Raw genomic sequence first — 24,283 nt, forward strand, 5'->3', positions numbered from 1 at the left:
ACCCGACCGAAGCACACAATGATCGGAACACGGAAGAAAGCTGAGGAAAGCGGCGAAATTGAGTTTGAGGGCCGCAGGCACTCCACAACGGGAGCGGAGCTCGTGAGCGTCGAACCGCCGTCGTCCGGCCGTCCCGCCGGCCCACCCTCCGGTCCGCTGTCGGGACCGCCCGAGCCGCCCTCGGGACCGCCCTCCCAGCCGCCCGGTGGGGGAGCCGAGTCCCCCGGGCCACGCCCGCCATGGTGGCGTTCTGCACCCCGGATCGTCGTGCTCGCCGCCGTCGTGGTGGCCGTCGTGGTCGTCGCCGTCGTCCTGACCCGTCCCGACGGCGGGGGCACCGGCTCGCAGGGCGAGGTCTTCCTCCAGCCCGCGGGCAGCACGGGACCCGACCCTTTCACCGAGTCCACCGCGACGGACAGCTCCGCCCCGCCGGCCACGCCGAGTCCGGCGACCGGATCGGCGCAGCCGAACGCCGTACGGGGCGTGGCCGGCGGCGCCCCCGGGCTCTACGGCGGCACCCGCAACGTCGCCACCTGCGACGTGGAGAAACAGATCAGGTTCCTTCAGGCGGACGAGGCCAAGAGCAGGGCCTTCGCCTCGGTGGCCGGCGTCGCCCCGTCCCAGGTTCCGGCCCACCTGCGCTTGCTCACCCCCGTACAGCTTCGTATGGACACCCGCGTCACCAACCACGGCTACCGCGCCGGTGCCGCCACCAGCTACCAGGCCGTCCTGCAGGCGGGTACGGCGGTCCTCGTCGACGACCGCGGGGTGCCCCGCGTACGGTGCGCCTGCGGAAACCCGCTGACCCCGCCGGTCGCTCAGCGGACCCCGCCGAAACCGACCGGCGAGGCCTGGCCGTCGTATCGCTCCTCGAATGTCGTCGTGGTCTCCCCCGCGCCGAAGGCCGTCGACGTCTTCGTCCTCTACGACCCCGACCGCGGCGAGTGGATCGCCCGCCGGCCCGGCGACACGGGTGGGAAGGACAGGAAGACCGAGCCGCCGGCGACCCGGCCCACACCCTCGCCCACCCCGTCCACACCGACGTCACCGGCCCCGGACTCTCCGCCCTCGCCGTCCCCGAGGCCCCAGACGCCCACGCCGGAACCGCCGGCCCCGCAGCCGGAGAGCCCTCAGTCCCCGAGGTCTCCCGAACCGCCGGAATCCCCTGAACCCCTGGGCCCCCTGAGGCCCCCGAGTCCCCTGCGCCCTCGCCGCCGCAGCCCCCGCTCGCATCCGGGCCGACCGTCCGGTCGTCGTTCACGGACCGTGTTCCCGAGGCGCCCGCTCCCGCTCCGGCAGTGTGACGCGTCCTGCACTATGGACTGCGGCGCCCGGCTCGGGGTACGAGGACTGGTGCAGCAATGTCCGGCACGGCCGGCTTCGGAGAGAGACACGCATGATCGAGTACCGGGACGGGTCCGTCGTACCGACTGGTTTCGACGTGCCCGTGGAACCGCTGCGGCGGGCGGCGCACTACACCGGCGAGCCGGGATGCATCGCCGAGGCACGCTCCTTCGCCGCACTCTTCCTCGAGCAGCTCAGGACCGAGTGGTGCGCCGAGATCGGCTCTCGCGCCGAACAGTCGGTGCTCCTCGTCGTCAGCGAGCTCGTGACGAACGCGGACCGGCACAGCAACGGTCCGTACATCCTGGAGCTGGAGGGCACGGACAGCTCCATGACGGTGTGCGTCTGCGACAGCAGCGCCGCACTGCCCCTGCGGTTTCCCCGCGATCCCGCACGGGTCGGCAGGCACGGTCTGGAGATAGTCCATGCGCTGGCGACGAAGGTGACCGTCGAACGGGTGCCGGTCGGCAAGCGGGTGAGGGCCGTCGTCGAGCTGAGCGGCTGAGCGAGCCCCTGGACGCTGTGTCGTGACGCCGGCGTCAGGCGCAGTCGAGCTCCCCGAGCATGCCTCGCCGCAGCCGTACGATGATCCGCTTGAGCAGCCGGGAGACATGCATCTGCGAGCAGCCGAGCCGCTCGCCGATCTCGGCCTGGGTGGCCTCCTCCACAAACCTCAGGTGCAGGATCTGCCGGTCGCGTTCGTCCAGTTCGGCCATGAGCGGGGCGAGCGACTGGAAGTCCTCGACCAGCCGCAGCCCGTGCTCCTCGACGCCGATGTAGTCGGCGAGCACGGCCTCGCCGTGCTCGGGTCCGTCGCCGGTGAGCGCGGCGTCCAGCGACGCGGAGTTGTAGCCGTTGGCGGCGAGCTGACCCTCCACCACCTCGTCCTCGGAGATGTCCATCAGCGTGGCGAGCTCCGCCACCGTCGGTTCGCGGTCCAGACGGCTGGAGAGCTCCTCACGCGCCTTGGCCAGTTCCACCCGCAGCTCCTGCAGGCGACGTGGGACGTGCACCGCCCATGTCGTGTCGCGGAAGAACCGCTTGATCTCGCCCATGATGTACGGCAGCGCGAACGACGTGAACTCGACCTCGCGGGCCGGGTCGAACCGGTCGATGGCCTTGATCAGGCCGATCATCCCGGTCTGGACGATGTCCTCCATGTCGTCCCCACGGTTGCGGAACCGCCCGGCGGCGAACCGCACCAGGGAGATGTTCATCTCGATCAGCGTGTTGCGCGCGTACTGGTAAGCGTGCGTGCCCTCCTCGAGAGCCGCCATCCGCTCGAAGAACTGGCGGGACAACTCGCGCGCGTCGCGCGGAGCCACGGTCCTGGGGTCCACGATCACGGCGGTGTCCATTGCCTCTCCCACGAAAGTTGCCGGTGCGACGTCTGCCTCATCGGGCGGGTACCCGGGGCGTGGCGGGTCATGCGCCGTCAATTGCCGGATCGGGTCGCGGAGATGAGCTCGTGGAGGTATCGCTTGGTGACGCTGCCGCCGTGATACGTGTCGATCAACTCCCGGATGCACATGAGCAGGCCGTGCCGAGCGCGGTCGTCGAGTGCGCGGTGGCCCGAGTAGGTGAGCAGCACATCGATGTACTGGTCGGCGGAGTACGTGATCTCCTGGGCGTGACGGGTCACGGTGACGTGCTCGAAGCGCGCGGACCGGGTCAACTCATCCGTGTCCGAGGCGGTTTCGGTCTCGTCGAGCAGCCGTAGACCGGGTGGGGTGGCCGGATCCCAGCGCTCGTAGCAGCGCTGGGCCCGGGCGAAGAAGTCCGTGCTGCCGCCGGCCACATGGTGGGTGGTGACGAGGGCGAGACATCCTCCGGGGCGCAGGACGTCCGCCGCCTTCTGCGCGCGGACGGCGGGGTCGATCCAGTGGAACGCGGTCGCGCTCACCACCACGTCGTACGGCTCCTGCGGCGGCTCCCAGCGTTCGAACTCCGCCACCTCCACGTCCACCAGCGGAAACCCCCGCAGCCGACGCCGGGCGACGGCCGCCAGGGCGGGCCCCAGCTCCACGGCCGTGATCCGGCAGCCGAACGCGGCGAGGGGGACGGTGAGTTGGCCGGTTCCGGGCCCTACTTCCAGGACCCGGTCGGCCGGGCCCAGGCCTGTCACCCGGGCCAAGTCCTCGACCAGGGCGTGGGGATACCGCGGCCGTGCCCTGTCGTACAGCTCCGCGGCCTCGTTGAACGTGTCCCGCAGCACGGCACCGCATCCCTTCCCCTCGGATCCTCGACCAGTCTCTCCCGGGCAGGCACCGGGGCCGGGTGTTTCGTCCGATTCCACCGAGGGCGGAACGCCGGGGACTCCCCGTGGCGGCGGGCGCTCCTAGGCTGGAGAGGTGAGCAACCAAACGCCGAACGAAGCCCGCGTCATCCCGCTGCGCCCGCCCGCCGCGCGCCCCGGGACGGCCCGCCCAGCGTCCGAGCGACCCGCCGGTTCGCCGCCCCGGCCCGGACCGGCTCCGCACGAGCAGCTTCGGCCGGCACCCGCTCCGCACGAGCCGCTCCGCTCTGCCCCCGCTCCCAAGGAACCGCTCTGGCGGGACCTCGTCGGTGACGTCCTGCGCCGTGAGCGTCTCGCGCAGGAACGCACGCTCAAGGACGTGGCCGACGCGGCGCGCATCTCCATGCCGTACCTGTCGGAGGTGGAGCGCGGCCGCAAGGAGGCCTCCTCGGAGGTCCTCGCGGCCGCCGCCCACGCCCTCGGCCTGGGCCTCGGTGACTTGCTGTCACTGGCGCAGAGCGAGCTCACGCGACACGCCGACCGCAGTCGCGGCAGGGCCGGTTCGCCGTACGACGGATTCTGCCTGGCAGCGTGAGGACGCGCCGGCGCCTCAGACCCTCACGAGGCGCCGGCTCACCACCTCGTCGGCCAAGCCGTACGCCACGGCCTCCTGCGCGGTGAACACCTTGTCGCGGTCCATGTCCGCACGCAGTGTCGCGATGTCGTGGTGCGTGTGCCGGGCCAGCACCTCCTCGACCTGCGAGCGGATGCGGACCATCTCCTGGGCCTGGAGGGCGAGGTCGGAGATCATGCCCCGGCTGCCGCCGCTGGCCGGCTGACCGAGCAGCACGCGCGCGTGCTCCAGCACGAACCGCCGGCCAGGATCCCCGCCGGCCAGCAGCACGGCTGCCGTGGAGGCCGCCTGGCCGACGCAGAACGTCGAGATCGGCGCCTGCACGAACGTCATCGTGTCGTAGATCGCCATGAGCGAGGTGAACGAGCCGCCGGGGGAGTTGATGTAGATCGCGATCTCGTTCTCCGGCGCCGCCGACTCCAGATGGAGGAGTTGCGCGATGACGACATTGGCGACGCCGTCGTCGATCTCGGTGCCGAGAAAGATGATCCGCTCCGACAGCAGCCGGCTGAACACGTCGTACGACCGCTCGCCCTGCGAGGTGCGCTCGACGACGTTCGGAATCGTGTAGGTCCCCATGTCACAGCCCCATCCGTCGCCGGGTGGCCGCCGGGCGGACGTCGGTGAACGACTCCACGACCCGGTCCACCATGCCGTAGTCCCTGGCCTCCTCGGCCGTGAACCAGCGGTCGCGGTCGCCGTCCCGGGAGATGGTCTCCGGGCTCTGGCCGGTGTGCTCCGCGGTGATCTGCTCGATCGTCCGCTTGGTGAACGCCAGGTTGTCCGCCTGGATCTCGATGTCGGCGGTGGTGCCGCCGATGCCCGCGGACGGCTGGTGCATCATGATCCGCGCGTGGGGCAGCGCGTACCGCTTGCCGGGCGTTCCCACGCTGAGCAGGAACTGCCCCATGCTGGCCGCGAACCCCATCGCGAGCGTGGCGACGTCGTTGGGGATCAGCCGCATCGTGTCGTAGATGGCGAGCCCCGCGTGCACCGAGCCGCCCGGGCTGTTGATGAACAGGCTGATGTCGGTGCGCGGGTCCTCCGCCGACAGGATCAGCAACTGCGCGCAGACCCGGTTCGCGGAGACCTCGTCGACCTGGGTGCCGAGCAGGACGATCCGCTGCCCGAGCAGTTGGGCGGCCAGATGGTCGTCGAACCGGGTGGGCGGGGTGTCGCCCTCCTCGGCCCGGGGCGGCAGGGCGGTGAGTGGAGACATCGGCGCTCCTTGTCGTCGTTGTCGTGAGGCGGCCGGCATCGCCGCGATCCCCACTCTGGGCCGGGAACAGGCACCGCAGGGGTTTTCTCTGCCCGCGGCAGATTCGCCACGGGCAGAGCGGTCAGCCGCCGGCGGAGGCTGAGGAACATCCATGTCAGATCGAGCGCCAAGCCCTTCGGCCGGCGACCGAAGTCTCATCCGCGCTCGCGGAGGTACGCCTCCAGCTCGGCGGCCCCGGTCAGCATCGCCCGCCCGCGGGCGGACAGCCGGCCGCGCCAGTCGCACAGTGCGGCCTGAAGCGGCTCCAGCCCGCCGGCCGCCCGCACCTGGGTGATCAGCGGGGCGATCTGCTCCAGCAGGTAGCCGCCCCGCCTGAGCTGGTGGGCCAGCCGGGCGTCCCGTACGTCGGCCTCGTCGTAGACGCGGTACCCGGTCCGCGGGTCGCGGCGCGGGCGCACCAGCCCGGCGCGCTCCCATTTGCGCAGCGTCGCCGGCCGGATTCCGAGCTTGTCTGCCAGCGGCCCGATGAACGTGCCGCCGGGCCCGGACACCGCGGCCGGCTCGGACTCCACCCCGGGCTCGGGCGCCGTGGCGGGTTCCAGGTCGCGCAGGGCGCTCTCCACGGCCTGGAGGGTCCGCCGGTCGTCGAGGAGCTGGGCGTGGCTCTCGTCGATGAGGCGGAACGCGTCCTCGGCCGCGCCCTGGTTCACGGCCCGCATGATCGACGTCGCCGTCCGGTGGCCGTGGCCGGGCACCAGGGCCATAAACGCGCGCAGGGCCCCCGCGTGCAACGAGGTATAGGTGCGGTAGCCGTGGGGTGTGCGACCGGCGGCCGGAAGGATGCCGGCCTCCTCGTAGTTCCTGATCGCCTGCGTGGACAGACCGTGCCCGCGCGCCAGATCAACCGGCCTGAGTCGCTCGCCGTTTTGAAGGTTTCGTCCCATGGGCCTGCCGATATCGCGGAGAAGTTTCAACCGAAGGTTCAACGATACCGTTGAGGACATGGCTACTGACATCAAGGGCACCGCCCATGCCGTCGAGGCTGCCGCCGTCATGAGGCTGCTCCCGGCCCGGCCCCGGCTGCTCGCGCTGGGCGAGCCCACCCACGGCGAGGACACTCTGCTCGAGGTGCGCAACGAGCTCTTCCGGCAGCTCGTCGAGCAGGAGGGCTACCGGACGATCGCGATCGAGAGCGACTGCATGAGGGGCCTGGTCGCGGACGACTACGTCACCTCGGGCAGGGGCACCCTCGAGGAGGTCATGGAGCAGGGAATCAGCCACGGCTTTGGCACCTCCGCGGCCAACCGCGAACTCGTGCGCTGGATGCGCGCCTACAACGTCCGCGCCGACAACGACGGCCGGCCCGCGTCCGATCGGCTCCGCTTCGCCGGTTTCGACGGCCCGCTGGAAATCACCCACGCCGCGAGCCCCCGGCAGGCCCTCACCGCACTCCACGGCTGCCTCGCGGCCCGGGTGGACGCGGACCTGCTCCCCTGCACCGCGGAAACACTCGACCGCCTGCTCGGCACCGACGACCGGTGGACCCAGCCCGCCGCGATGATGGACCCGGCCCAGTCCATGGGGCGGTCGGCCGAGGCCAGTCAGCTGCGGCTGCTCGCCGACGATCTGGTGGCGCTGCTCGACGCGCAGACGCCCCACCTGATCACGGCGACCTCGCGGGACGACTTCGACCGGGCGCGCCTGTACGGGCGCACCGCCACCGGTCTGCTGCGCTACCACTACTGGATGGCCGACACCTCACCGGCCCGCATGACCCGGCTGTGCGCGCTGCGGGACTCGATGATGGCCCACAACCTCCTCGCCGTTGCCGCTCGGGGCCCGGCACTCATCCACGCCCACAACTCCCATCTCCAGCGGGAGAAGAGCACGATGCAGATGTGGGAGGGGCCGGTGGAGTGGTGGAGCGCCGGCGCACTGGTGAGCGCCCAGCTCGGCGAGGAGTACGCCTTCGTGGCCACCGCCCTCGGCACGATCCGGCACCAGGGAGTGGACACGCCGCCGCCGGCCACCGTCGAAGGACTCCTGTACGCGCTCCCGGAGGACCGCTGCCTCATCGACGCGTCCCAGCTGGCCACCACCCTCGGCGACACACGGCCCGCGCCCCGCGTATCCCCCTGGTTCGGCTACTCCCCGCTCGACCCGGCCCACCTGGCGGACAGCGACGGCATCGTGTTCGTCAAGGACGTCCCGCAGAGCTAAGTGCTCCGCTGGAAGGCCGGGACGCCACCTGCGGGTGCGTCGTGGCTGGTCGCGCCCGCGCGGCGGAGCCGCATGTCGATACAGCCCCGCGCCCCTTTGGGGCGCTGCCGAACCGCACCGGACTTCACCGAGTCCGCTTAGGGCCTGTCCGGCGGCTGCTTCGCGCAGCGGCCCGGCGACGTCGCCGCAGGTCATCCGACGCGGATGTTCCTCACCCCTCGCCCTTCTCGCGCAGCTGCCGGAAGAAGGCCCGTACGTCCTCGACCAGCAGATCCGGCTCCTCCATCGCCGCGAAGTGCCCACCCCGGTCGAAATCCGTCCACCGCACGATGTTCTCCGTGCGGTCCGCCTTGTGCCGCAAGGGGATCTGGAGTTCGGCCGGGAAGAGGGCGAGCGCCGTCGGCGCGGTCGACGGCTGCTTGGGCGCCTCGGCCCGGTCGGCCGGGGCGTGCGCCCGCTCGTAGTAGACGCGGGCGGACGAACCGGCGGTCCCGGTCAGCCAGTACAGCATCACGTCGGTCAGCAGCCGGTCCCGGTCGACGGCCTCCTCGGGCAGCTCCCGGGAGTCCGTCCACTCCTGGAACTTCTCGACGATCCAGGCGAGTTGACCGACAGGCGAGTCGGTGAGTCCGTACGCCAGGGTCTGCGGCCTGGTGGACTGCAGGACGGCGTACCCGACGCCTTCGCCCGACCACGCGCTCCAGCCGCGCCAGGAGGCGAGCGTGCGCTCCCGCTCCTCGGGGCTCAGCTCGGCCAGTTCCTCATCCCTCGGTTCGTGGGTCGCCTGCGCGCCCGGCAGCAGGTTGAGGTGCACGCCGATCAACCGGTGCGGACAGGCGCGGCCCAGCTCGCGGGAGATGGCCGCCCCCCAGTCACCGCCCTGCGCGCCGAACCGCTCGTAGCCGAGCCGCGTCATCAGCTCGGCCCATGCGTCGGCGATGCGCCCCGCCTCCCAGCCGGTGTCGGACGTGGGCCCGGACAGCCCGAAGCCCGGAATGCTCGGTACGACGACATGGAACGCGTCGGCCGGATCGCCGCCGTGGGCGGCCGGGTCGGTCAACGGGCCGACGACGTCCAGGAACTCGACGATCGAGCCCGGCCAGCCATGCGTGATGATCAGCGGCGTGGCGTCCGGTTCCGGGGAGCGGATGTGCGCGAAGTGCACGTTCGCCCCGTCGATCGTGGTCGTGAACTGCGGCCACTCGTTGAGCTGCGCCTCGGCCGCACGCCAGTCGTACTCGTGCCGCCAGTACCGTACGAGCTCCTGCAGATAGTCGCGCGGAACGCCGTACGACCAGCCCACCCCCGGCAGTGCGTCCGGCCACCGGGTGCGGTCGAGCCGGTGGTGGAGATCGTCGAGGTCGCTCTGCGGGATGTCGAGGCGGAAGGGCCGGATGCCATCGGCGGGCGAGGATGTCATGGCCGCGATGCTATGCCGGGGCGGTGCGGGGGCCACCTGGATCAATCAGCGGCCGGCCGATGAGTTCCAGGGCAAGGATCGGTCGATACAGGTGACTGCGTTCCGCGCCCCCAGGAGGTACTCATGGCCACCGACGGATTCACCACGTGTCTCTGGTTCGACGACCAGGCCGAGGAAGCCGCCCACTACTACGTCTCGGTCTTCAAGAACTCCAGCGTCGGCAAGGTCGCCCGCTACCCCGAGGGTGCCCCTCGCCCCGCCGGCACCGTGCTGACCGTGGAATTCACGGCCAACGGTCACAAGTTCCTGGCGCTCAACGGCGGCCCCGAGTTCAAGTTCACCGAGGCGATCTCCTTCATGATCTTCTGCGAGAACCAGGAAGAGATCGACTACTACTGGACCAAGCTCACCGAGAACGGCGGCGAGCCCGGCCCCTGCGGCTGGCTCAAGGACAAGTACGGGGTGTCCTGGCAGGTCATCCCGGACAGCCTCGACGACATGATGAGTGACCCGGACCCGGCGAAGGCGGCACGTGCGACCCAGGCGATGCTGTCGATGCACAAGCTCGACATCGCCGCCCTGGAGAAGGCGTACGCGGGCAAGTAGGGCACACCTCGCGGTGACCGGCCGCCACGGACCCGGCGGCCGGTCCGTGCTACCCGGCCTCGGCCAGGATCCCCTTGATCACATGCCGGGAGTTCGCCGCCAGCGGAGGATTGGTCTCCCAGTAGTACGGCAGCTGGATCAGCGAGATCGACAACGCCCAGCCACGCCCGCGCGCCCACTCGGAGTCGTCGACACCCAGAGCGTCACGGAAGACGGGGCGGGCCGAGGCGGGCAGGAGATTCCAGGCCGCGATCAGATCGACTGCGGGATCTCCCACGCCCACCGTGCCGAAGTCGATCACGGCGGTCAGCCGTCCCTCGGTGACCAGGACGTTCCCCGGCGACAGGTCGCCGTGCGCCCAGACGGGCGGCCCCGACCGCGCCGGGACCCGCAGGTCCTCCTCCCACAGCGCCGTCAGCGCCGCCGTGTCCATCCTTCCCGCCAGCTGCTCGATGGCCGACCGGGTCGGCGCGTCCCGGGTGGCGAGCGGGACGCCCCGCGAGGCGGGTGGCCCGTCCACGGGGTCGATCCGGCGCAGTGCACCGACGAACTCGGCCAGATCCTTGGCGAGCAACTCCGGCTCCTGGAGCGCTTCGACGGCCGGATTGCGCCCCTCCAGCCACCGGTACACCGACCAGGGCCACGCAAACCCGGCACCAGGCTCGCCCTGCCCCACCGGCTCGGGCGTGTCGAGGGGCAGCAGCGGCCCCAGCCGGGGGAGCCACCGCATCTCGTGCTCCACTCCCTCGACGGCACGGGGATGCCGCGGCAGCCGCACCACCAGGTCGGCGCCGAGCCGGAACATCGCGTTCTCGGTGCCCGACGACTGCAGCCGGCGCACGGGCAGCCGAGCCCACTGCGGGAACTGACCGGCGATCAGTCGGCGGACCAGTGAGGCGTCGACGTCGACCTCGTCCGTATGCATCTTGACGGCACACATGAGGTCCATCCCAGCGGCCCGGCCCCGCCTTTGTCGAACGGTTTTGACGCCGGGTCAGCCGGAGCGGATCCCTTCGTCCACCACCCGCGCGATCTCCTGTGCGATGCGCAGGATGCCGGGCGAGCGCACCGGGCACGGTTTCGGAGTGGACGTCGTGGGCGCCAGACAGAAGTGCAGGTAGTCGTCGTCGCGGTGGAGGGCGGTGCGGTCACTGCCCGGCTGGGTGCAGTAGTCGGGGTGGGCGCGCTCGTACGCGGTGCACGGCAGGTACTGGGTCCAGGTGTAGCGGGCCGAGGCGGGGCTCACCGCCCGCCCGGCGTCGGCGACCAGGTCGGCGGAGGCCGCGGCCCGTTCCTCGTAGAGGGCGTTCACGCGCCGGACCCGGTCGGGGGTGATCGGGTCCGGGCCCTGCAGCACCCAGACGATCTGCGGGCGCCGGGTACCGCCGGCCGCGGTGATCTGCTCGGTGAGCCGGCGCGCGTCGGCGGCGTACCGCTCGAAGTACCGGGCGCGGGAGGCGTCGTAGGTGATCCCGTCCATGCAGGGTGTGTAGCCCCAGGCGTTTCCCCAGAACTGCAGCACCACGAAGTCCGGCCGCACGGAGCGCACCAGGGCGGCGGCCTTGTCGGCGTCCGGCACGAGGGACCGCTCGCCCGTGCCCTCGAGGTAGTCGCACAGGGTGGTGCCCGAGTACGGGGCGCTGGTGTACCGCGCTCCCAGGTCCCGGCGCAGCTCCCGGCCGAGGACCTGCTGGTTCTCCATCGCCAGCGAGTCCCCGAGATACAGCACCGTGGGCGCCTTCCGGGGCGCGGTGGGGGAGGCGGCCGCCCCCTGGTGCGTGGTGGGCGAGGCACCGGGTACGGAGGGCGCCGACGGTGCGCCGTCCGGCCCGGACGCCGGATCCCCGCAGCCGCCGAGGAGCGCCACGCCGACCATCAGCAGACCGACCACCCACCGCCTGTGCATACGGCCACCCCACCCCGCCACCGACAGGGCTGCCCAGGCAAGCACACCCCGGCGGCAGGGGGAAGACACGCGTCGGCCACGGGAGCCGCGGACGCCCGCCCGTGCCGTACGTGTGTGCGGGATCGTCCACCGGTGTTGGCGTGTTGGTCATATGGTGTCTCTACGGTGCCCGCCATGAGAAGAACTTCGATCTTGTTCGGCGCCGCTGTCCTGACCGTGGCGCTGGCCTCCCCTGCTGCGGCCCAAAGCGGCCACCTGGACGGGGACTTCGGGCGGGCCACGCTCACCGGGTTCGCCTCCCTGCCGGCCGAGACCTATGTTCCCGACAGCGAGCCGTCCGGCTCGCTCATCGGCGCCGGCCCGTTCAACGGCATCGCCGCGCCGTTCGCGGACCAGCCCGTCCAGGGCTTCAGCGGCATCGTCAACCGCCACGACGGCACCTTCGACGTGCTGTCCGACAACGGTTACGGCAACAAGGCCAACAGCGCCGACTACCTGCTGCGCGTCCACCGCATCGAGCCGGACGCGAAATCCGGGAAGGTCAGGGTGCTGGGCGGCTTCAACCTGAGCGACCCCCACCACAAGGTGCCGTTCCCGCTCACCCGTGCCGACCGGCTGCTGACCGGCGCCGACTTCGACGTCGAGTCGATCGTGCGGGTCGCCGACGGCACGTACTGGATGGGCGACGAGTTCGGCCCGTTCCTGCTCCACTTCGACGCCAAGGGCCGTCTGCTTCAGGCCCCCATTGCGCTGGACGGAGTGCAGGCGCCGGAGAACCCGTACCTGAACGGTGCACAGCCGACCATCGGCGGGAGCAAGGGTTTCGAGGGCCTGGTCCGCTCGGTCGACGGCCGCCGTCTCTACCCGCTCCTGGAAGGCAGCGTCACCGGCGACACGCCCGGCGACCTGCGGTTCAGTGAGTTCGACCTGCGTCAGCGCGCCTACACCGGCAAGCGGTTCGTCTACCGCCTGGAGTCGACCGCGCACGCCATCGGCGACGCCGTTGCCGTCGACCGTCACCGCTTCCTGGTCATCGAGCGCGACGGCGGCCAGGGCGACGCGGCCAAGTTCAAGCGGATCTACCTCGCCGACACCCGTGACCGCGACGACGACGGGATGATGGACAAGACCCTGGTGGCCGATCTGCTCGACATCGCCAACCCCAAGGGCGTCGGCGGCTTCGGCGAGACCTTCCGGTTCCCGTTCACCACCATTGAGGACGTCGTCCTCCTGAACGACCGGACGCTGGCCGTCCTGAACGACAACAACTTCCCCTTCTCGTCCGGCCGTACGCCGGGCAAGGCCGACAACAACGAGTTCATCACCATCCGGCTGACGGACCGTCTGCACGCCGACCCACGCGCGTTCCGTTGAGACACGCAAGGGGGCCCTGTCACCCGCGAGCGACCGGGCCCCCCGCGTTTCACACGCCGTTCGGCCGCACACGACGGGCCCCGCGGGCTCAGGACAGATCGTTCACCAGTACCGCCGCCCCGTCGAAACGGCCCGCCTTCAGATCGGTGAGGGCCCGCGCCGCCTCCGACAGCGGGTAGGCGTGCGTGGTGGCGCGCACCCCGTGACGGGCGGCGAGCGCCAGGAACTCCCTGGCGTCCTCGCGCGTGTTGGAGGTGACGCTGCGCAGCTCCTTCTCGTAGAACAGCTCGCTCTCGTAACGCAGCGGTGGCACGTCGCTCAGATGGATACCGGCGATCGCCAGCACCCCGCCCCGGTCCAGCGCCCGCAGCGCCACGGGGACCAGGTCGCCGACCGGGGCGAAGAGGATCGCACTGTCCAACGGCTCCGGCGGCAGATCGTACGCGTCCCGTGCCGAGGCGGCCCCCAGCTCCAGCGCGAGCCGTCGCGCTGCGGCGGCCCGGGTCAGGACGTGCACCCTGGCGCCCTCGGCCAGGGCGATCTGCGCACACAGGTGGGCGCTGCCCCCGAACCCGTACAGACCGAGTCGTCCGCCCGGCGGCAGCGCGGCCCGGCGCAGCGCCCGGTAGCCGATGATGCCGGCGCACAGCAGGGGCGCCGCCGCCACGTCGTCGAGGCCGCCGGGCAGCCGGTGAGCGAACGCGGCCGGAACGGTCGTGTACGGCGCGTAACCGCCGTCGGCGTCCCAGCCCGTGTACTGCGACGCCGGGCACAGGTTCTCGGCGCCGCGCGTGCAGTGGACGCAACTGCCGTCGGTGCGGCGCAGCCAGGCCACGCCCACCCGCTCGCCGACCGGAAAACCGCGCGCCGACGCCCCGAACCCGGCCACCACGCCGACCACCTCGTGCCCGGGCGTGACCCCCGGCCGGTGCACCGGCAGATCCCCCTCGGCCACATGCAGGTCGGTGCGGCACACCCCGCAGGCCCGCACCTGCACCAGCAGCTCATCGTCCCCGGGCACCGGCACCGGCTTCCCCAGCAGCCTCAGGGAGCCCTCCTCCACGGGGCCCGGTGCCACCACCGACCATGCCCGCATCGTCCCGTTCGCCCCGCGCCCCGCTTCGCCGGCCCCCACCCGCCTTCCGCCCTCCAGTCTGGAACGGAAGGGCACGTTCGGCGCGCGGGCCGCCCTTCGGATGGCTAGCGTGAGGAAGCGGACAACCCCACCGATCCCGGAAGGGCCGCAGCCATGGCCGTGAAACCTGAGGGAATGCCCTGCTGGGCCGACGCGATGTTCACGGACGTCGAGGGAGCCAAGACCTTCTACGGCGAGGTTCTCGGCTGGACCTTCGGCGAGGCGTCGTCGGAGTACGGCAACTACACCCAGGCCTACGTGAACGGCAAGGCGGTCGCCGCTGTCGTACCGCCCATGCCCGGCCAGGAGGAACAGCCGCAGTGGTGCCTCTACTTCGCTTCGCCGGACGCCGCCGCCACCGCGGGCAGGATCCGCGACAACGGCGGTGAGCTGGTGATGGACCCGATGCAGGTCGGCGACTTCGGCACCATGTGCCTGGCCCGAGACCCGGGCGGCGTCGTGTTCGGTGTGTGGCAGGCGGGCAGCCACGAGGGGTTCGAGGCGCCCATGGAACAGCCGGGCGCGTTCTGCTGGGCCGAGGTCTTCACCCGCGATCCGGAGAAATCGGACGCGTTCTTCCCCGCCGTGTTCCCGTACACGGCGCAGCAGATGGACGACAACGGCATCGACTTCCGGATCTTCAACCTCAGCGGGAACCCGGTCCTGGGCCGGATGAAGATGACCGAGGACTTCCCGCCCGACGTGCCGCCGTACATCAACCTCTACTTCAGCGTCACCCACTGCGACGACGCCGTCGCCACGGCCACCAAGCTCGGCGGCATCCTGCGCTTCGGGCCGATGGACAGCCCCTTCGGGCGCTTCGCCGCGCTGAGCGACCCACAGGGCGCGAGTTTCTCGGTGATCGACACCACGACGACCGAGGGCGAGATGCCGAAGCTCACCGACGTCTCCTGACCGGCTCCGGCGACCGGGCGCCCGGCCCGTACATGGCATGATCGGACCATGGGTGAACGAGTGGTGGCCGCGTGCGACGGGGCTTCGAAGGGAAATCCCGGACCGGCGGGCTGGGCCTGGGTCGTCGCCGACGAGAGCGAGACCCCGACCCGCTGGGAGGCGGGGCCGCTCGGCAGGGCCACCAACAACGTCGCCGAACTCACCGCTCTGGAGCGGCTGTTGGCGGCGATCGATCCCGGAGTGCCGCTCGAGATCCGGATGGACTCGCAGTACGCCATGAAGGCCGTCACCACCTGGCTGCCCGGCTGGAAGCGCAACGGCTGGAAGACCTCCGCCGGCAAGCCGGTCGCCAACCAGGACCTGGTGGTGCGCATCGACGAGCTGCTCGACGGCCGCTCGGTCGAGTTCCGCTACGTGCCCGCCCACCAGGTCGACGGCGACCCGCTGAACGACTTCGCCGACCGCGCCGCCAGCCAGGCGGCGACCGTGCAGGAGCCCGCGGGCAGCGGCCTCGGCTCACCGGAGCCGCCGCCCGCGCCGGACGTCCCGCCGACCGCGCCGCGCCGCCGGTCCGCGACGGCCAAGCCACGCTCCGGCTCCGCCCGCACGATCAAGGCCAGGTTCCCGGGCCGCTGCGTCTGCGGCCGCCCCTACGCGACCGGCGACCCCATCGCCAAGAACGCCCAGGGCTGGGGCCACCCGGAGTGCCGGGCGGTCGACGCCTGAGCGCTCCGCCGGAAGTGCGGTGCTTGAACTGAGGCCGGTGGGACCTGGTCGCGCGGTCCCCCGCGCCCTTTTGGGCGCCGGCGAATGCACCGGATTTCGCCAGGGCCGCCAGGGCCTGTGTCGTTGATCTTCGTTTGCGGTGTCACAGATCGGGTGGCCGCCCGGTCATATTTACGGATCAATCCGTTCAGTGCCGTGGTGAGAAAGGTCGATCATCATGAGGGGTACCGGTCGGGGGCCAGTCTCATGGGCGCGCTGTGGCTTCAGCGGGGGCCACTCGGCGAGTGGTCGTGGCCATGAGAGGCCTCGAACCGTGACGCGCGACAAGGGGACGCCTCCCCAGTCATCGAGCCGGCTGCCCGAGGACCCGGCATCGGTGGGCTTGCGCGCCCTTCCCCGTCCCGTGGCCGCGGTGGTGGGCGCCGGTGGCGTGTTCGGCGCGACGCATGTCGGTGTCGGGTACGCGCTGGAGCAGCGCGGGTTCCAGCCGGACATGATCATCGGAACCTCGGTGGGTGCCCTCAACGGGGCCATCGCGGCCGCCCACCCCGACAGGGCCGCGCCATGGCTGGACAACGTGTGGACCCAGTTGCGTCGCCGTGAGGTGTATCCGCTCGGCTACCTGTACTCACGGGCCAGCGTCTTCACCGATCGCGGCCTGCGCCGACTGATCGCCCGGGCTGGGCTGCCGTCGCGGATCGAGGAGCTGGCGGTCCCGTTCACCGCGGTGGCCATGGACCTGGTCACCGGCGCTCCGGCGCTGCTCGATGAGGGAGACCTCGAGTCTGCGTTGCTGGCCAGCACAGCCATTCCCGGGATCCTGCCCCCGGTGGATCGTGAGGGCCGGACGCTTGTCGACGGCGGGGTGATCGCCTATGTCCCGGTACTGGCGGCCCAGCAGGCCGGGGCGGCCAGCGTGGTGGTGCTGTCGACCGGGCCGGAGAGTTCGGAGCTGAGCCCGGTCGTCCCGCGCCGACGTGCCGGTGCGATCGCCGCCAGGGCCGGACTGTTGCTGTTGCACCATCAGATCGAGCGTGACCTGCACGAGGTGTCCCAGCACATCCCGACCGTCGTGCTGCCCACCGGTATCGAGGCCTGGCCCGCCCCGTGGGACTTCGGGCATTCCCAGCGGCTGATCAGCACCGCGGAGCTCACGGCGGGGCGCTTTCTCGACGGGCTGCGCATCAGTGGGCCGGGCCTGTACCGGCTCCACGGCCCTTCGGCGACACCCGCCGGCCCGGGCGATACGTCGACTTCTTCCATATCGGAGGCTGGCCTGTGAGTGCCATCGCGTTCCTCAACATCGGCATGCACGGGCACATCAACCCGACGCTGCCGGTCGTGGCCGAGCTCGTCCGGCGCGGCCACACCGTCACGTACCACACCTCACCCGCGTTCCGTGCGGAGATCGAGGACGCCGGCGCGACCGTGTGCCTCTACCCCGGGGGTGACCAGCCGCTCCCCGATCCGCCGACGCCGATCACGCTGATGGAGGGACTCGCACGCACCACCGTCCGCCTGCTGCCCGCGGTGCTCGCCGACCTGCGCCGCGTCCGGCCCGACCTGATCGTCCACGACAGCTCCTGTCTGTGGGGCGCGGTCGCCGCCCGCGAACTCGGGGTACCGGCGGCGTCGTCGTTCACCATGTTTGCGTTCAACCGGCACGTGCCCAGTCCCACCCGCGGCTCCTGGGACCTGTTGGCCGCGGCTGCGGCCCGGCCCCGCACCCTCCAGGGCTACCTGCGGTCGCGCTGGGAGCTGCACCGCCGCTTCGACACACGTGGGCTGCCACTGCTCGATTTGTTGAACATCCGCCAGCCGCTCAATCTGGTCTACACCTCGGGGGCGTTCCAGCCTGCCGCCGAGGACTTCGACCAGTCCTACCGGTTCGTCGGCCCGAGCATCGGCGCCCGACCGGTCGACCCCTCCTTCCCGGCCGACCGGCTTGAGGACCCGGTGCTGTACGCCTCGTTGGGCACGGTGTTCAACGCCGACCCGCAGGTGCTGCGCAGTTTCGCCACCGCGCTCGCCCCGCTGGGCGGCACCGTGATCGTTTCCACCGGGCAGACGGATCCCGAGGCACTGGGGCCGTTGCCGGCCAACGTGCTCACCCGCCGCTTCGTGCCGCAACCGGAGGTGCTGGCCCGCGCGGCGCTGTTCGTCACCCATGGCGGGATGAACAGCGTCAACGAGGCCATGTACGCCGGGGTTCCCATGCTGGTGGTCCCGCAGGGCGCCGACCAGCCGATGGTGGCCCGACGCGTCGTCGAGCTCGACGCCGGCCTGTCGATCCGTACCCAGGACGTCACCGAGCGCTCCGTGCGTGCCCTCGCCCGGCGCCTGCTCGACGACCCCCGGTTCCGGGCAGCCGGGGCCACCCTGAAGGCCGCCCAGCACGAGGCGGGGGGATACCAGCGCGCCGCCGACGAACTCGAGCGGTATCTGCAGGCGGCCGGCTCGGTCGGTCAGCCGGCTCCCGTCGATCCGCCACAGCGAGGCTGAGTGATGTCACCCGTCGTCGTTTTCCTGCTGCTGTTCGCCGGGCTGTCGGAGGCTGCCGGACGCATCCTGCCGCTGGTAGCGCGCCGGCCTGGCATGTCCCGGACGTTGGTGGCCGGGTTGCTGCTGCCCGCCGGCCTCGTCGAGGGTGCCGTGTTCGCGCTGTGGCCGCTGACCGCGTGGACCCTGGCCGAGCTGGTGCTGTCCTCCCCACCGCCAGGCACCGGGTTGGAGTGGACGCCGAGCCTGGTCGCCCCCCTGGTGCTCGCTGCCGTCCTCGCCTTCCCGTTGCTCGGGCCCCTGCTCCACCTGCTGCTCGTTGTGGGTGTCGGGGCCGGTCTGGCCGGCCCGCTCGGGGCGGCGACCGGGCTCGGTTGGTGGGGTGCCGCCGGTTGCGTGGCCGTCGCCGGGGCCGGTCTCGGTGTTGCTGTAGAGGGCGTTCGCCGTCTCGTCGTGCGGATCAGTGCGGCCCGGGTACCGGAGACGATCACATGAACGATTTCTTGCTCTGGGTCTGCGCGCTGGGGCCGGTTCTGCTCGCCGAAGGACTGCTGGCCCGCTACGAGGTCCTGGCCTACAGCGCCGGCTGGCGGGCTCCTCTCACCGAGCTCCCGGAGGGTGTGCCCTATGCCCGGGGTGCGGCCCCTGACAGTCCCCCGGATGCCTACCTGGTCTACCTGGACGGCATCGGCAAACGCCGCTTCCGCGACACCCGGGACGGCGGCCAGCTGGTCAAGGCCGTGATCGCCGGAGCACCGGAGCTGCGGGTGCTGGGTCAGGTGCAGCCCTACTCGCCGCTCGCCGACCCGCTCGCCGATCGGCCGGTGTGGGCGTGGCTGCGCCATCACATCGGGCTGCTGCTGTTTCTGCACAACGTCATGCAGATCTTCGTCGCCGCCGACCACCGCTACCGCCCCCTGTACAACCGGGCCGTCGGCTCCCAGATCGCCACGCAGCTCCGGCTCGCCGGCTACCAGCCCGACAGCGGTATCCCGGTGGTGCTGCTCAGCTACAGCGGCGGCGCCCAGGTCGCCACGGGCGCGGTCAGGGAACTGCACACCCAGCTGCGCTCCCCGCTCATGGTGATCACACTCGGTGGGTTCCACAACGGCGCCAACGACGTCACGCAAGCCGAGCACGTGCACCAACTCACCAGTGCGAGCGACCGGATCGAGCGGGTCGGCACCTGGATGTTCCCTCAGCGGTGGCGACTGTTCCGCCGCAGCGGATGGAACCGCGCCCGCCGCGCCGGGAAGGTCACCGTGCATCGGCTCGACCCGGCCACCCACCTCGGGCCGCGCAGCTACATCAGCCCGGAGGCCCGGCTGCCCGACGGCCGCAGCTACCTCGACCGCACCACCGACACCGTGATCGCGCTCATCCGCGCCCGCCACGGCGCGACCGCGGCAACGGACGAGCCGTTGCAGTGAGGCGAACCAAAGGATCAGGAGGGCGCGAGCGAGTCAGGAGAGCCGGTCGGCGTAGCGGGTGGGAGTGAGGTGAGCGTCCTTGTCGGTAAGGACGCTCACCTCTGACGACGGCGAACCTGCCGGCGGTGGGGGCGGTGACGACGGTACGGTTGTCGCCCTTGCGGGACAGGGTGATCCGGCCCAGCTCGTCCACGGAGAAGTTCTCCGGGCCGGCGATGGTGCGCATGCCGTTCAGCGGGCGCCCGCGGCGACCTCCGCCACCGCGCCCGCCACGTCCTTGGCTGCGATCGGCTGGATCGGCGTGGTGGGCAACCGGACGGTGCCGCCGTCGGCGGTGGCGTATGAACCACTGTGTGGGCGCAGCAGGAAACGGCGCTCGATCGGCTGAGGGTGGGCGGTGTCAGTAACCACCGACGAACGTGACCGTCTCGTCGAGCGGCGCCCGGCCCGTACGGGCGTAGTCCACCGTGACGTCCTCGAACCCGATCGACATGCCACAGAAGAGGAGGAGCTCGTCCGGGGGTGACAGGACCTCCGCGACGGTCCTGTGATACTTCGCCCACGCCATCTGCGGGCAACTGTGCAGCCCTTCGGCGCGGAGCAGCAGCATGACGGTCTGCAGATACATGCCGACGTCGGACCATTGGGCCGGGCCCATGTCGCGGTCGATGTAGCAGAACAGGGCGGCGGGTGCGCCGAAACAGTCCCAGTTCGCGGCAGCGGCCCTCTGGCGCGCATCCAGGTCCTCGCGCGCAATACCGAGTGCGCCGTAGCGCTGCGCGCCGAAGGCGGATCGGCGCTCGCCGTAGGGGGACTTCAGTGTGGGCGGGTACTGCTCGTACTCCGGCTCGTCCCAGGGGTCGCCTGCGACCAGGCGCTCGCCGGCGTGCTTCTTGAGTTCGGCCAGGGGCGCGTCGGTCAGCACGTAGGCGTGCCACGGCTGGATGTTCGATGCGGACGGTGCCCAGGCCGCGGCTGACAGCACGCGCTCCAGCGCCTCCCTCGGGACAGGCCGGTCGGTGAATCCGCGCACTGCCCGTCGGCTGGTGACCGCCTCATAGATGTCCATGATCGCCTAACTCCCATCTGCTCAACGCGCCCCCTCCCCTTCTTCTCAGTTTCATTTGAGATAGTATCATGCAATACCGTCTCATGTTTAACTATTGTCGAGTATGGATCCCCAGCCCTTGGTTCCCCGCCTCGGGTACCGCTCTTTGGAGAAAGCCCATGACCACACTGCTGCACATCGACTCGTCCGTGTTCCCTGGCGAGGCGTCCTCGTCCCGATCCGTCGCGGATGCCTTCCGCAAGGCCTGGGAGGAGCAGCACCCGGCGGGCGCGGTGATCTACCGCGACCTCGCTGCCGACCCTGTCCCGCACATCACCGCCGGTGCCTGGTCCGCCGGTTTCGCCGCCCCGTCCGAGCGCACCCCGGAGCAGTCCGCTGCGTTCGCCGCACGCGTGCAGCTCATCGAGGAGCTGGAGCAGGCGGACGCCGTCCTGATCGGCGCTCCCATGTACAACTACTCGATCCCGTCGACCCTCAAGGCGTGGCTGGACAACGTGATCATGGTCGGCCGCACCTCGGGCGAGAACCCCTCCGCCCAGGGCACCCCGGTCACCGTCGTCGCCAGCCGCGGCGGCTCCTACGCGCCCGGCACGCCGAAGGAGCCCTACGAGTACGTGCAGAACTACCTCGAGGCCGTCCTCAAGGGCATGCTCGGCCTGGATGTCGACTTCATCGTCCCGGAACTCACCCTGGCCCCCCGCACCCCGGCCATGTCCGAACTGGTCCCCCTCTACGAGGCCTCCCGCAAGCGCGCCTTCGAGGACGCGGCCGCCAAGGCCAAGGAGCTCGCAGAGCGTCTCGCCGCCTGAGCCCCATGAGGCACAGGCGCGCCCACGCGGCGGGCAACCGTCGCGTGGGCGCGCCTACGCCTCACCGCCCGCGGGATGGGCGAACCGGGTCAGCAGATCCGTCAGCTGCTCGGACTCACCTGGCCCCAGTTCGGCAACCAGACGCTCGGCCAGCGGCTCCGCCGCCACATGAGCTGCATCGAAAAGCTCGCGTCCCTGAGGCGTGATCTCCACCGCCCGCACCCGCCGGTCCCCGGGAACGGTCTTGCGTACGGCCAGCCCTTTGCGCTCCAGGTCGTCCACGACCCGCATGATTCCCGCCTTGTCCGACCCTGTCGCCGTCGCCAGGTCCCGCTGCACCGTGGGGCCGTGGTTGACCAGCTCGATCAGCACGGCGAAATGCCGCAACTCGATGCCGAGCGGCCGGAGTGCCTCCGTCATCACCGTGACCGCGCGCCAGTGCGCCCGGCGCAGCAGCAAGCCGAGCGCGAAAGGCGATTCGTCCCCGGGGCGGTCGGTCGCACGCGAGGCGGTGGTTCGGTGAGGAACGTCGGCGGTCATGAGGTCACGCTACAGCCGTCCATTCATTCGATACGGTCTCGTTTGAAACCAAGTGCGGCTACGTCAGCTGCGCGGGCGTGCCGGGTGACAGACTGACGCCATGGATGAACGTGAATTCGGCAGGCCGGGTCAGCATGCGTCCGTCGTCGGCCTCGGCACCTGGCAGTTGGGTGCCGACTGGGGCGATGTCGACGACAAGGAAGCCCTCGCAGTGCTGGAGGCCGCGGCGGAGTCGGGAGTGACCTTCTTCGACACCGCCGACGTCTACGGCGACGGACGCAGCGAGCAGACCATCGCCACGTTCCTGAGCAGCCGGCCGGATCTGCATGTGCTGGTCGCGACCAAGATGGGCCGCCGCGTCGACCAGATCCCCGAGAACTACGTCCTGGACAACTTCCGCGCCTGGAACGACCGGTCCCGGCGCAACCTCGGCATCGACCGCATCGACCTGGTCCAGCTGCACTGCCCGCCCACCCCCGTCTACTCCTCGGACGAGGTCTTCGACGCCCTGGACACCCTCGTCGAGGAGGAGCGCATCGCCGCGTACGGCGTCAGCGTGGAAACCTGCGCCGAGGCACTGACCGCGATCGCCCGCCCGAACGTGGCGAGCGTGCAGATCATCCTCAACCCGTTCCGCATGAAGCCCCTGCGCGAGGTGCTCCCGGCCGCCCGCGAGGCCGGCGTCGGCATCATCGCCCGGGTGCCGCTGGCCTCGGGCCTGCTGTCGGGCAAGTACACCAAGGACACCGTCTTCCCCGAGAACGACCACCGCACCTTCAACCGGCACGGCGAGTCCTTCGACCAGGGCGAGACCTTCTCCGGCGTCGACTACACCACCGGCGTCGAGGCCGCCGCCGAGTTCGCGGCCCTCGCCCCCGACGGGTACACCCCGGCCCAACTGGCGCTGCGCTGGATCGTCCAGCAGCCCGGCGTGACCACGGTGATCCCCGGGGCCCGCTCACCGGAGCAGGCCCGCGCCAACGCGGCCGCCGCCAGGCTGCCCGCCCTGCCCGACGCCACGCTCACCGCGATCCAGGACCTCTACGACCGGCGGATCAAGGACCAGGTGGAGGGTCGCTGGTAACTGCCGTCCGGGGCCGGGTGACCGCACGGCAGGCCGTCGGTTGCCCGGACACTTCTTGCGCGAACGGGGAACCCGGGTGCGAAGGACGCCGGTCGTTCGCACCGGGAGGAACAGTGTCGATCACAGAAGACAGTCAGAGCAGGCCCAGGGGGCGCGACGAGACCGAGGAGGAGAGAGCCGACCGCATGTGGGGGGAGCTCATCCAGGAGGTGCGCGTTGCGCAGATGGGCGTGCAGATTCTGTTCGGCTTTCTGCTCACCGTCGTGTTCACTCCCACGTACCGGACCCTGGAGGACACGGACCAGACGATCTACATCGTGACCGTCGTCCTGGGCGCCGCAGCGACCGGCGCACTGATCGGACCGGTCTCCCTGCACCGCCTTGTTTCCGGCCGAAGGGTGAAACCGCAGGCGGTGACGTGGGCGTCCCGGCTGACCTTCGTGGGGCTGGTCCTGCTGCTCGCCACCATGACCTGCTCGCTGCTGCTCATCCTGAGGGTGGCGACCCACAACCCCTATGTGCCGTGGCTGGTCACCGGCGTGCTCGTGTGGTACCTGCTGTGCTGGTACGCCCTGCCGATGTGGACGCGGCACCACCATACGAGCCGGTGACGGACAGCGAGGCGGTGGCACCGACCGACCGGGGCTGCTCAGCCGCCGCCCCGCTCCGCCTCGGCGATGACCTCCGCCAGGAAGTCGTCGACGCGGAAGCGCTCCTGACCGGGCGCGACCACGTCATGGGTCCGGCGCAGGAACGCCTCGACCGCCGGGGCCCAGGCGAACACCACCGCGTGATGCTGTCCGCCGTCCGGCCGGGCGGCGCCGAAGAACTCCATGCGCAGTTCCGCCCACGCCCCCGTCGACACCGGTCGGAACCGCACGTCGCCCGTTCCGACCGGCCGGCGCAGCCCGTCCTGGAGCATCTCCCGGTCCAGCCGCCACCGGGCGAGCACCCGGCCGTCGTGACTGAACACCACGGTGACGGCGAACGGGTCGTCCGCGTCGTAGCTCAGGTGGGCGAGCACGGGGAAGCGGTCCGTGGCACCCGCCTGCAGTTGCATGACCAGAGTCCTGTGCACGTAGGGGTTCACGAGGGGCCTCCGAGGAGAGCGGTCGTA

The 24,283-nt window shown here is 71.0% G+C and carries 26 protein-coding genes and 2 pseudogenes; 15 read left to right on the forward strand and 13 right to left on the reverse strand.

What is annotated here, in order from left to right:
• Window positions 1-102 precede the first annotated feature (102 nt).
• Together StrepF001_RS47355 and StrepF001_RS08830 are read left to right on the forward strand one after the other, a co-directional pair.
• Window positions 103-1,304: pseudogene (locus StrepF001_RS47355) on the forward strand (DUF6777 domain-containing protein).
• A 92-nt stretch (window positions 1,305-1,396) separates the two neighbouring features.
• Window positions 1,397-1,849: an ATP-binding protein gene (locus StrepF001_RS08830; RefSeq protein ID WP_129797745.1), complete on the forward strand. Its 453-nt coding sequence runs from the start codon at window positions 1,397-1,399 to the stop codon at window positions 1,847-1,849.
• Window positions 1,850-1,883: 34 nt separating this feature from the next.
• On the opposite strand, the gene StrepF001_RS08835 is transcribed toward StrepF001_RS08830, so the two are convergent.
• Both StrepF001_RS08835 and StrepF001_RS08840 read right to left on the reverse strand, forming a co-directional pair.
• Window positions 1,884-2,702, reverse strand: a complete 819-nt coding sequence (locus StrepF001_RS08835) for an RNA polymerase sigma factor SigF (protein ID WP_129797746.1) — start codon at window positions 2,700-2,702, stop codon at window positions 1,884-1,886.
• Between the two features lie 77 nt (window positions 2,703-2,779).
• On the reverse strand, window positions 2,780-3,559 hold the full coding sequence (locus tag StrepF001_RS08840) for a class I SAM-dependent methyltransferase (RefSeq protein ID WP_129797747.1): 780 nt from the start codon (window positions 3,557-3,559) through the stop codon (window positions 2,780-2,782).
• Between the two features lie 136 nt (window positions 3,560-3,695).
• Between StrepF001_RS08840 and StrepF001_RS47360 the strand changes: the two genes are divergently transcribed.
• Entirely contained in the window at window positions 3,696-4,175 is a 480-nt protein-coding gene (locus StrepF001_RS47360) for a helix-turn-helix transcriptional regulator (RefSeq protein WP_129797748.1), read from the forward strand.
• A 15-nt stretch (window positions 4,176-4,190) separates the two neighbouring features.
• Here the strand turns inward: StrepF001_RS47360 and StrepF001_RS08850 are convergent, their stop codons facing one another.
• The 3 genes from StrepF001_RS08850 to StrepF001_RS08860 form a co-directional block, all read right to left on the reverse strand.
• Complete coding sequence (locus StrepF001_RS08850; protein ID WP_129797749.1) at window positions 4,191-4,793, reverse strand: ATP-dependent Clp protease proteolytic subunit; 603 nt, start codon at window positions 4,791-4,793, stop codon at window positions 4,191-4,193.
• A 1-nt stretch (window position 4,794) separates the two neighbouring features.
• Window positions 4,795-5,433 (reverse strand): ATP-dependent Clp protease proteolytic subunit, encoded by a 639-nt coding sequence (locus StrepF001_RS08855; RefSeq protein WP_129797750.1) that lies wholly within the window; start codon window positions 5,431-5,433, stop codon window positions 4,795-4,797.
• Window positions 5,434-5,627: 194 nt separating this feature from the next.
• Window positions 5,628-6,377, reverse strand: a complete 750-nt coding sequence (locus tag StrepF001_RS08860) for a TioE family transcriptional regulator (protein ID WP_129797751.1) — start codon at window positions 6,375-6,377, stop codon at window positions 5,628-5,630.
• Between the two features lie 58 nt (window positions 6,378-6,435).
• Here StrepF001_RS08860 and StrepF001_RS08865 point away from each other — a divergent pair, with 58 nt between their 5' ends.
• Window positions 6,436-7,653, forward strand: a complete 1,218-nt coding sequence (locus StrepF001_RS08865; RefSeq protein WP_129797752.1) for an erythromycin esterase family protein — start codon at window positions 6,436-6,438, stop codon at window positions 7,651-7,653.
• Window positions 7,654-7,864: 211 nt separating this feature from the next.
• On the opposite strand, the gene StrepF001_RS08870 is transcribed toward StrepF001_RS08865, so the two are convergent.
• A complete protein-coding gene (locus StrepF001_RS08870) occupies window positions 7,865-9,073 on the reverse strand; it encodes an epoxide hydrolase family protein (protein WP_129797753.1) in 1,209 nt (402 codons plus the stop codon).
• 123 nt (window positions 9,074-9,196) lie between these two features.
• On the opposite strand from StrepF001_RS08870, the gene StrepF001_RS08875 reads away from it, so the two are divergent.
• Window positions 9,197-9,679 (forward strand): VOC family protein, encoded by a 483-nt coding sequence (locus StrepF001_RS08875; protein ID WP_129797754.1) that lies wholly within the window; start codon window positions 9,197-9,199, stop codon window positions 9,677-9,679.
• 49 nt (window positions 9,680-9,728) lie between these two features.
• Here StrepF001_RS08875 and StrepF001_RS08880 read toward each other — a convergent pair whose 3' ends face one another.
• The gene (locus StrepF001_RS08880; protein ID WP_240797337.1) at window positions 9,729-10,604 is read right to left on the reverse strand and encodes an aminoglycoside phosphotransferase family protein; all 876 of its coding nucleotides are present in this window, start codon (window positions 10,602-10,604) and stop codon (window positions 9,729-9,731) included.
• Window positions 10,605-10,673: 69 nt separating this feature from the next.
• Window positions 10,674-11,585 (reverse strand): SGNH/GDSL hydrolase family protein, encoded by a 912-nt coding sequence (locus StrepF001_RS08885; RefSeq protein WP_129797756.1) that lies wholly within the window; start codon window positions 11,583-11,585, stop codon window positions 10,674-10,676.
• A gap of 174 nt (window positions 11,586-11,759) precedes the next feature.
• On the opposite strand from StrepF001_RS08885, the gene StrepF001_RS08890 reads away from it, so the two are divergent.
• Window positions 11,760-12,959: an esterase-like activity of phytase family protein gene (locus StrepF001_RS08890; RefSeq protein ID WP_129797757.1), complete on the forward strand. Its 1,200-nt coding sequence runs from the start codon at window positions 11,760-11,762 to the stop codon at window positions 12,957-12,959.
• Window positions 12,960-13,047: 88 nt separating this feature from the next.
• On the opposite strand, the gene StrepF001_RS08895 is transcribed toward StrepF001_RS08890, so the two are convergent.
• The gene (locus StrepF001_RS08895) at window positions 13,048-14,055 is read right to left on the reverse strand and encodes a zinc-binding alcohol dehydrogenase family protein (protein WP_129798391.1); all 1,008 of its coding nucleotides are present in this window, start codon (window positions 14,053-14,055) and stop codon (window positions 13,048-13,050) included.
• Window positions 14,056-14,208: 153 nt separating this feature from the next.
• On the opposite strand from StrepF001_RS08895, the gene StrepF001_RS08900 reads away from it, so the two are divergent.
• The 6 genes from StrepF001_RS08900 to StrepF001_RS08925 all read left to right on the forward strand — a co-directional run bounded on the left by StrepF001_RS08900 (window position 14,209) and on the right by StrepF001_RS08925 (window position 19,664).
• On the forward strand, window positions 14,209-15,009 hold the full coding sequence (locus StrepF001_RS08900; RefSeq protein WP_129797758.1) for a VOC family protein: 801 nt from the start codon (window positions 14,209-14,211) through the stop codon (window positions 15,007-15,009).
• Between the two features lie 48 nt (window positions 15,010-15,057).
• Window positions 15,058-15,735, forward strand: a complete 678-nt coding sequence (locus StrepF001_RS08905) for a ribonuclease H (protein ID WP_129797759.1) — start codon at window positions 15,058-15,060, stop codon at window positions 15,733-15,735.
• Window positions 15,736-16,048: 313 nt separating this feature from the next.
• Window positions 16,049-17,017 carry a patatin-like phospholipase family protein gene (locus StrepF001_RS08910; RefSeq protein WP_240797338.1) on the forward strand — a complete coding sequence of 323 codons (969 nt, stop codon included), beginning with the start codon at window positions 16,049-16,051 and terminating at the stop codon, window positions 17,015-17,017.
• Window positions 17,014-18,237, forward strand: coding sequence for a macrolide family glycosyltransferase (locus tag StrepF001_RS08915; RefSeq protein WP_129797761.1), 1,224 nt, complete (start codon window positions 17,014-17,016; stop codon window positions 18,235-18,237). The genes StrepF001_RS08910 and StrepF001_RS08915 overlap by 4 nt, the downstream gene beginning before the upstream one ends.
• A 3-nt stretch (window positions 18,238-18,240) precedes the next feature.
• Window positions 18,241-18,729 (forward strand): hypothetical protein, encoded by a 489-nt coding sequence (locus StrepF001_RS08920; protein ID WP_129797762.1) that lies wholly within the window; start codon window positions 18,241-18,243, stop codon window positions 18,727-18,729.
• Window positions 18,726-19,664 (forward strand): hypothetical protein, encoded by a 939-nt coding sequence (locus StrepF001_RS08925; RefSeq protein ID WP_129797763.1) that lies wholly within the window; start codon window positions 18,726-18,728, stop codon window positions 19,662-19,664. Before StrepF001_RS08920 ends, StrepF001_RS08925 begins: the two co-directional genes overlap by 4 nt.
• Window positions 19,665-19,697: 33 nt before the next feature.
• On the opposite strand, the pseudogene StrepF001_RS08930 reads toward StrepF001_RS08925, so the two are convergent.
• Together StrepF001_RS08930 and StrepF001_RS08935 are read right to left on the reverse strand one after the other, a co-directional pair.
• Window positions 19,698-20,000, reverse strand: a pseudogene (locus tag StrepF001_RS08930) (LysR family transcriptional regulator); the annotation flags it as partial.
• Between the two features lie 64 nt (window positions 20,001-20,064).
• Entirely contained in the window at window positions 20,065-20,733 is a 669-nt protein-coding gene (locus tag StrepF001_RS08935) for a nitroreductase (RefSeq protein WP_129797764.1), read from the reverse strand.
• Window positions 20,734-20,891: 158 nt separating this feature from the next.
• On the opposite strand from StrepF001_RS08935, the gene StrepF001_RS08940 reads away from it, so the two are divergent.
• A complete protein-coding gene (locus StrepF001_RS08940) occupies window positions 20,892-21,542 on the forward strand; it encodes an NAD(P)H-dependent oxidoreductase (RefSeq protein WP_129797765.1) in 651 nt (216 codons plus the stop codon).
• Between the two features lie 54 nt (window positions 21,543-21,596).
• On the opposite strand, the gene StrepF001_RS08945 is transcribed toward StrepF001_RS08940, so the two are convergent.
• A complete protein-coding gene (locus StrepF001_RS08945; protein ID WP_129797766.1) occupies window positions 21,597-22,082 on the reverse strand; it encodes a MarR family transcriptional regulator in 486 nt (161 codons plus the stop codon).
• 100 nt (window positions 22,083-22,182) lie between these two features.
• Between StrepF001_RS08945 and StrepF001_RS08950 the strand changes: the two genes are divergently transcribed.
• Together StrepF001_RS08950 and StrepF001_RS08955 are read left to right on the forward strand one after the other, a co-directional pair.
• Window positions 22,183-23,166, forward strand: coding sequence for an aldo/keto reductase (locus StrepF001_RS08950; protein WP_129797767.1), 984 nt, complete (start codon window positions 22,183-22,185; stop codon window positions 23,164-23,166).
• Window positions 23,167-23,279: 113 nt separating this feature from the next.
• Window positions 23,280-23,777, forward strand: coding sequence for a DUF6328 family protein (locus StrepF001_RS08955; protein WP_129797768.1), 498 nt, complete (start codon window positions 23,280-23,282; stop codon window positions 23,775-23,777).
• 38 nt (window positions 23,778-23,815) lie between these two features.
• Here the strand turns inward: StrepF001_RS08955 and StrepF001_RS08960 are convergent, their stop codons facing one another.
• A complete protein-coding gene (locus StrepF001_RS08960; protein ID WP_165396203.1) occupies window positions 23,816-24,256 on the reverse strand; it encodes an SsgA family sporulation/cell division regulator in 441 nt (146 codons plus the stop codon).
• Window positions 24,257-24,283: the final 27 nt, after the last annotated feature.

It is taken from the genome of Streptomyces sp. F001, assembly GCF_004187715.1.
In the GTDB taxonomy this organism is placed as follows: domain Bacteria; phylum Actinomycetota; class Actinomycetes; order Streptomycetales; family Streptomycetaceae; genus Streptomyces; species Streptomyces flavusporus.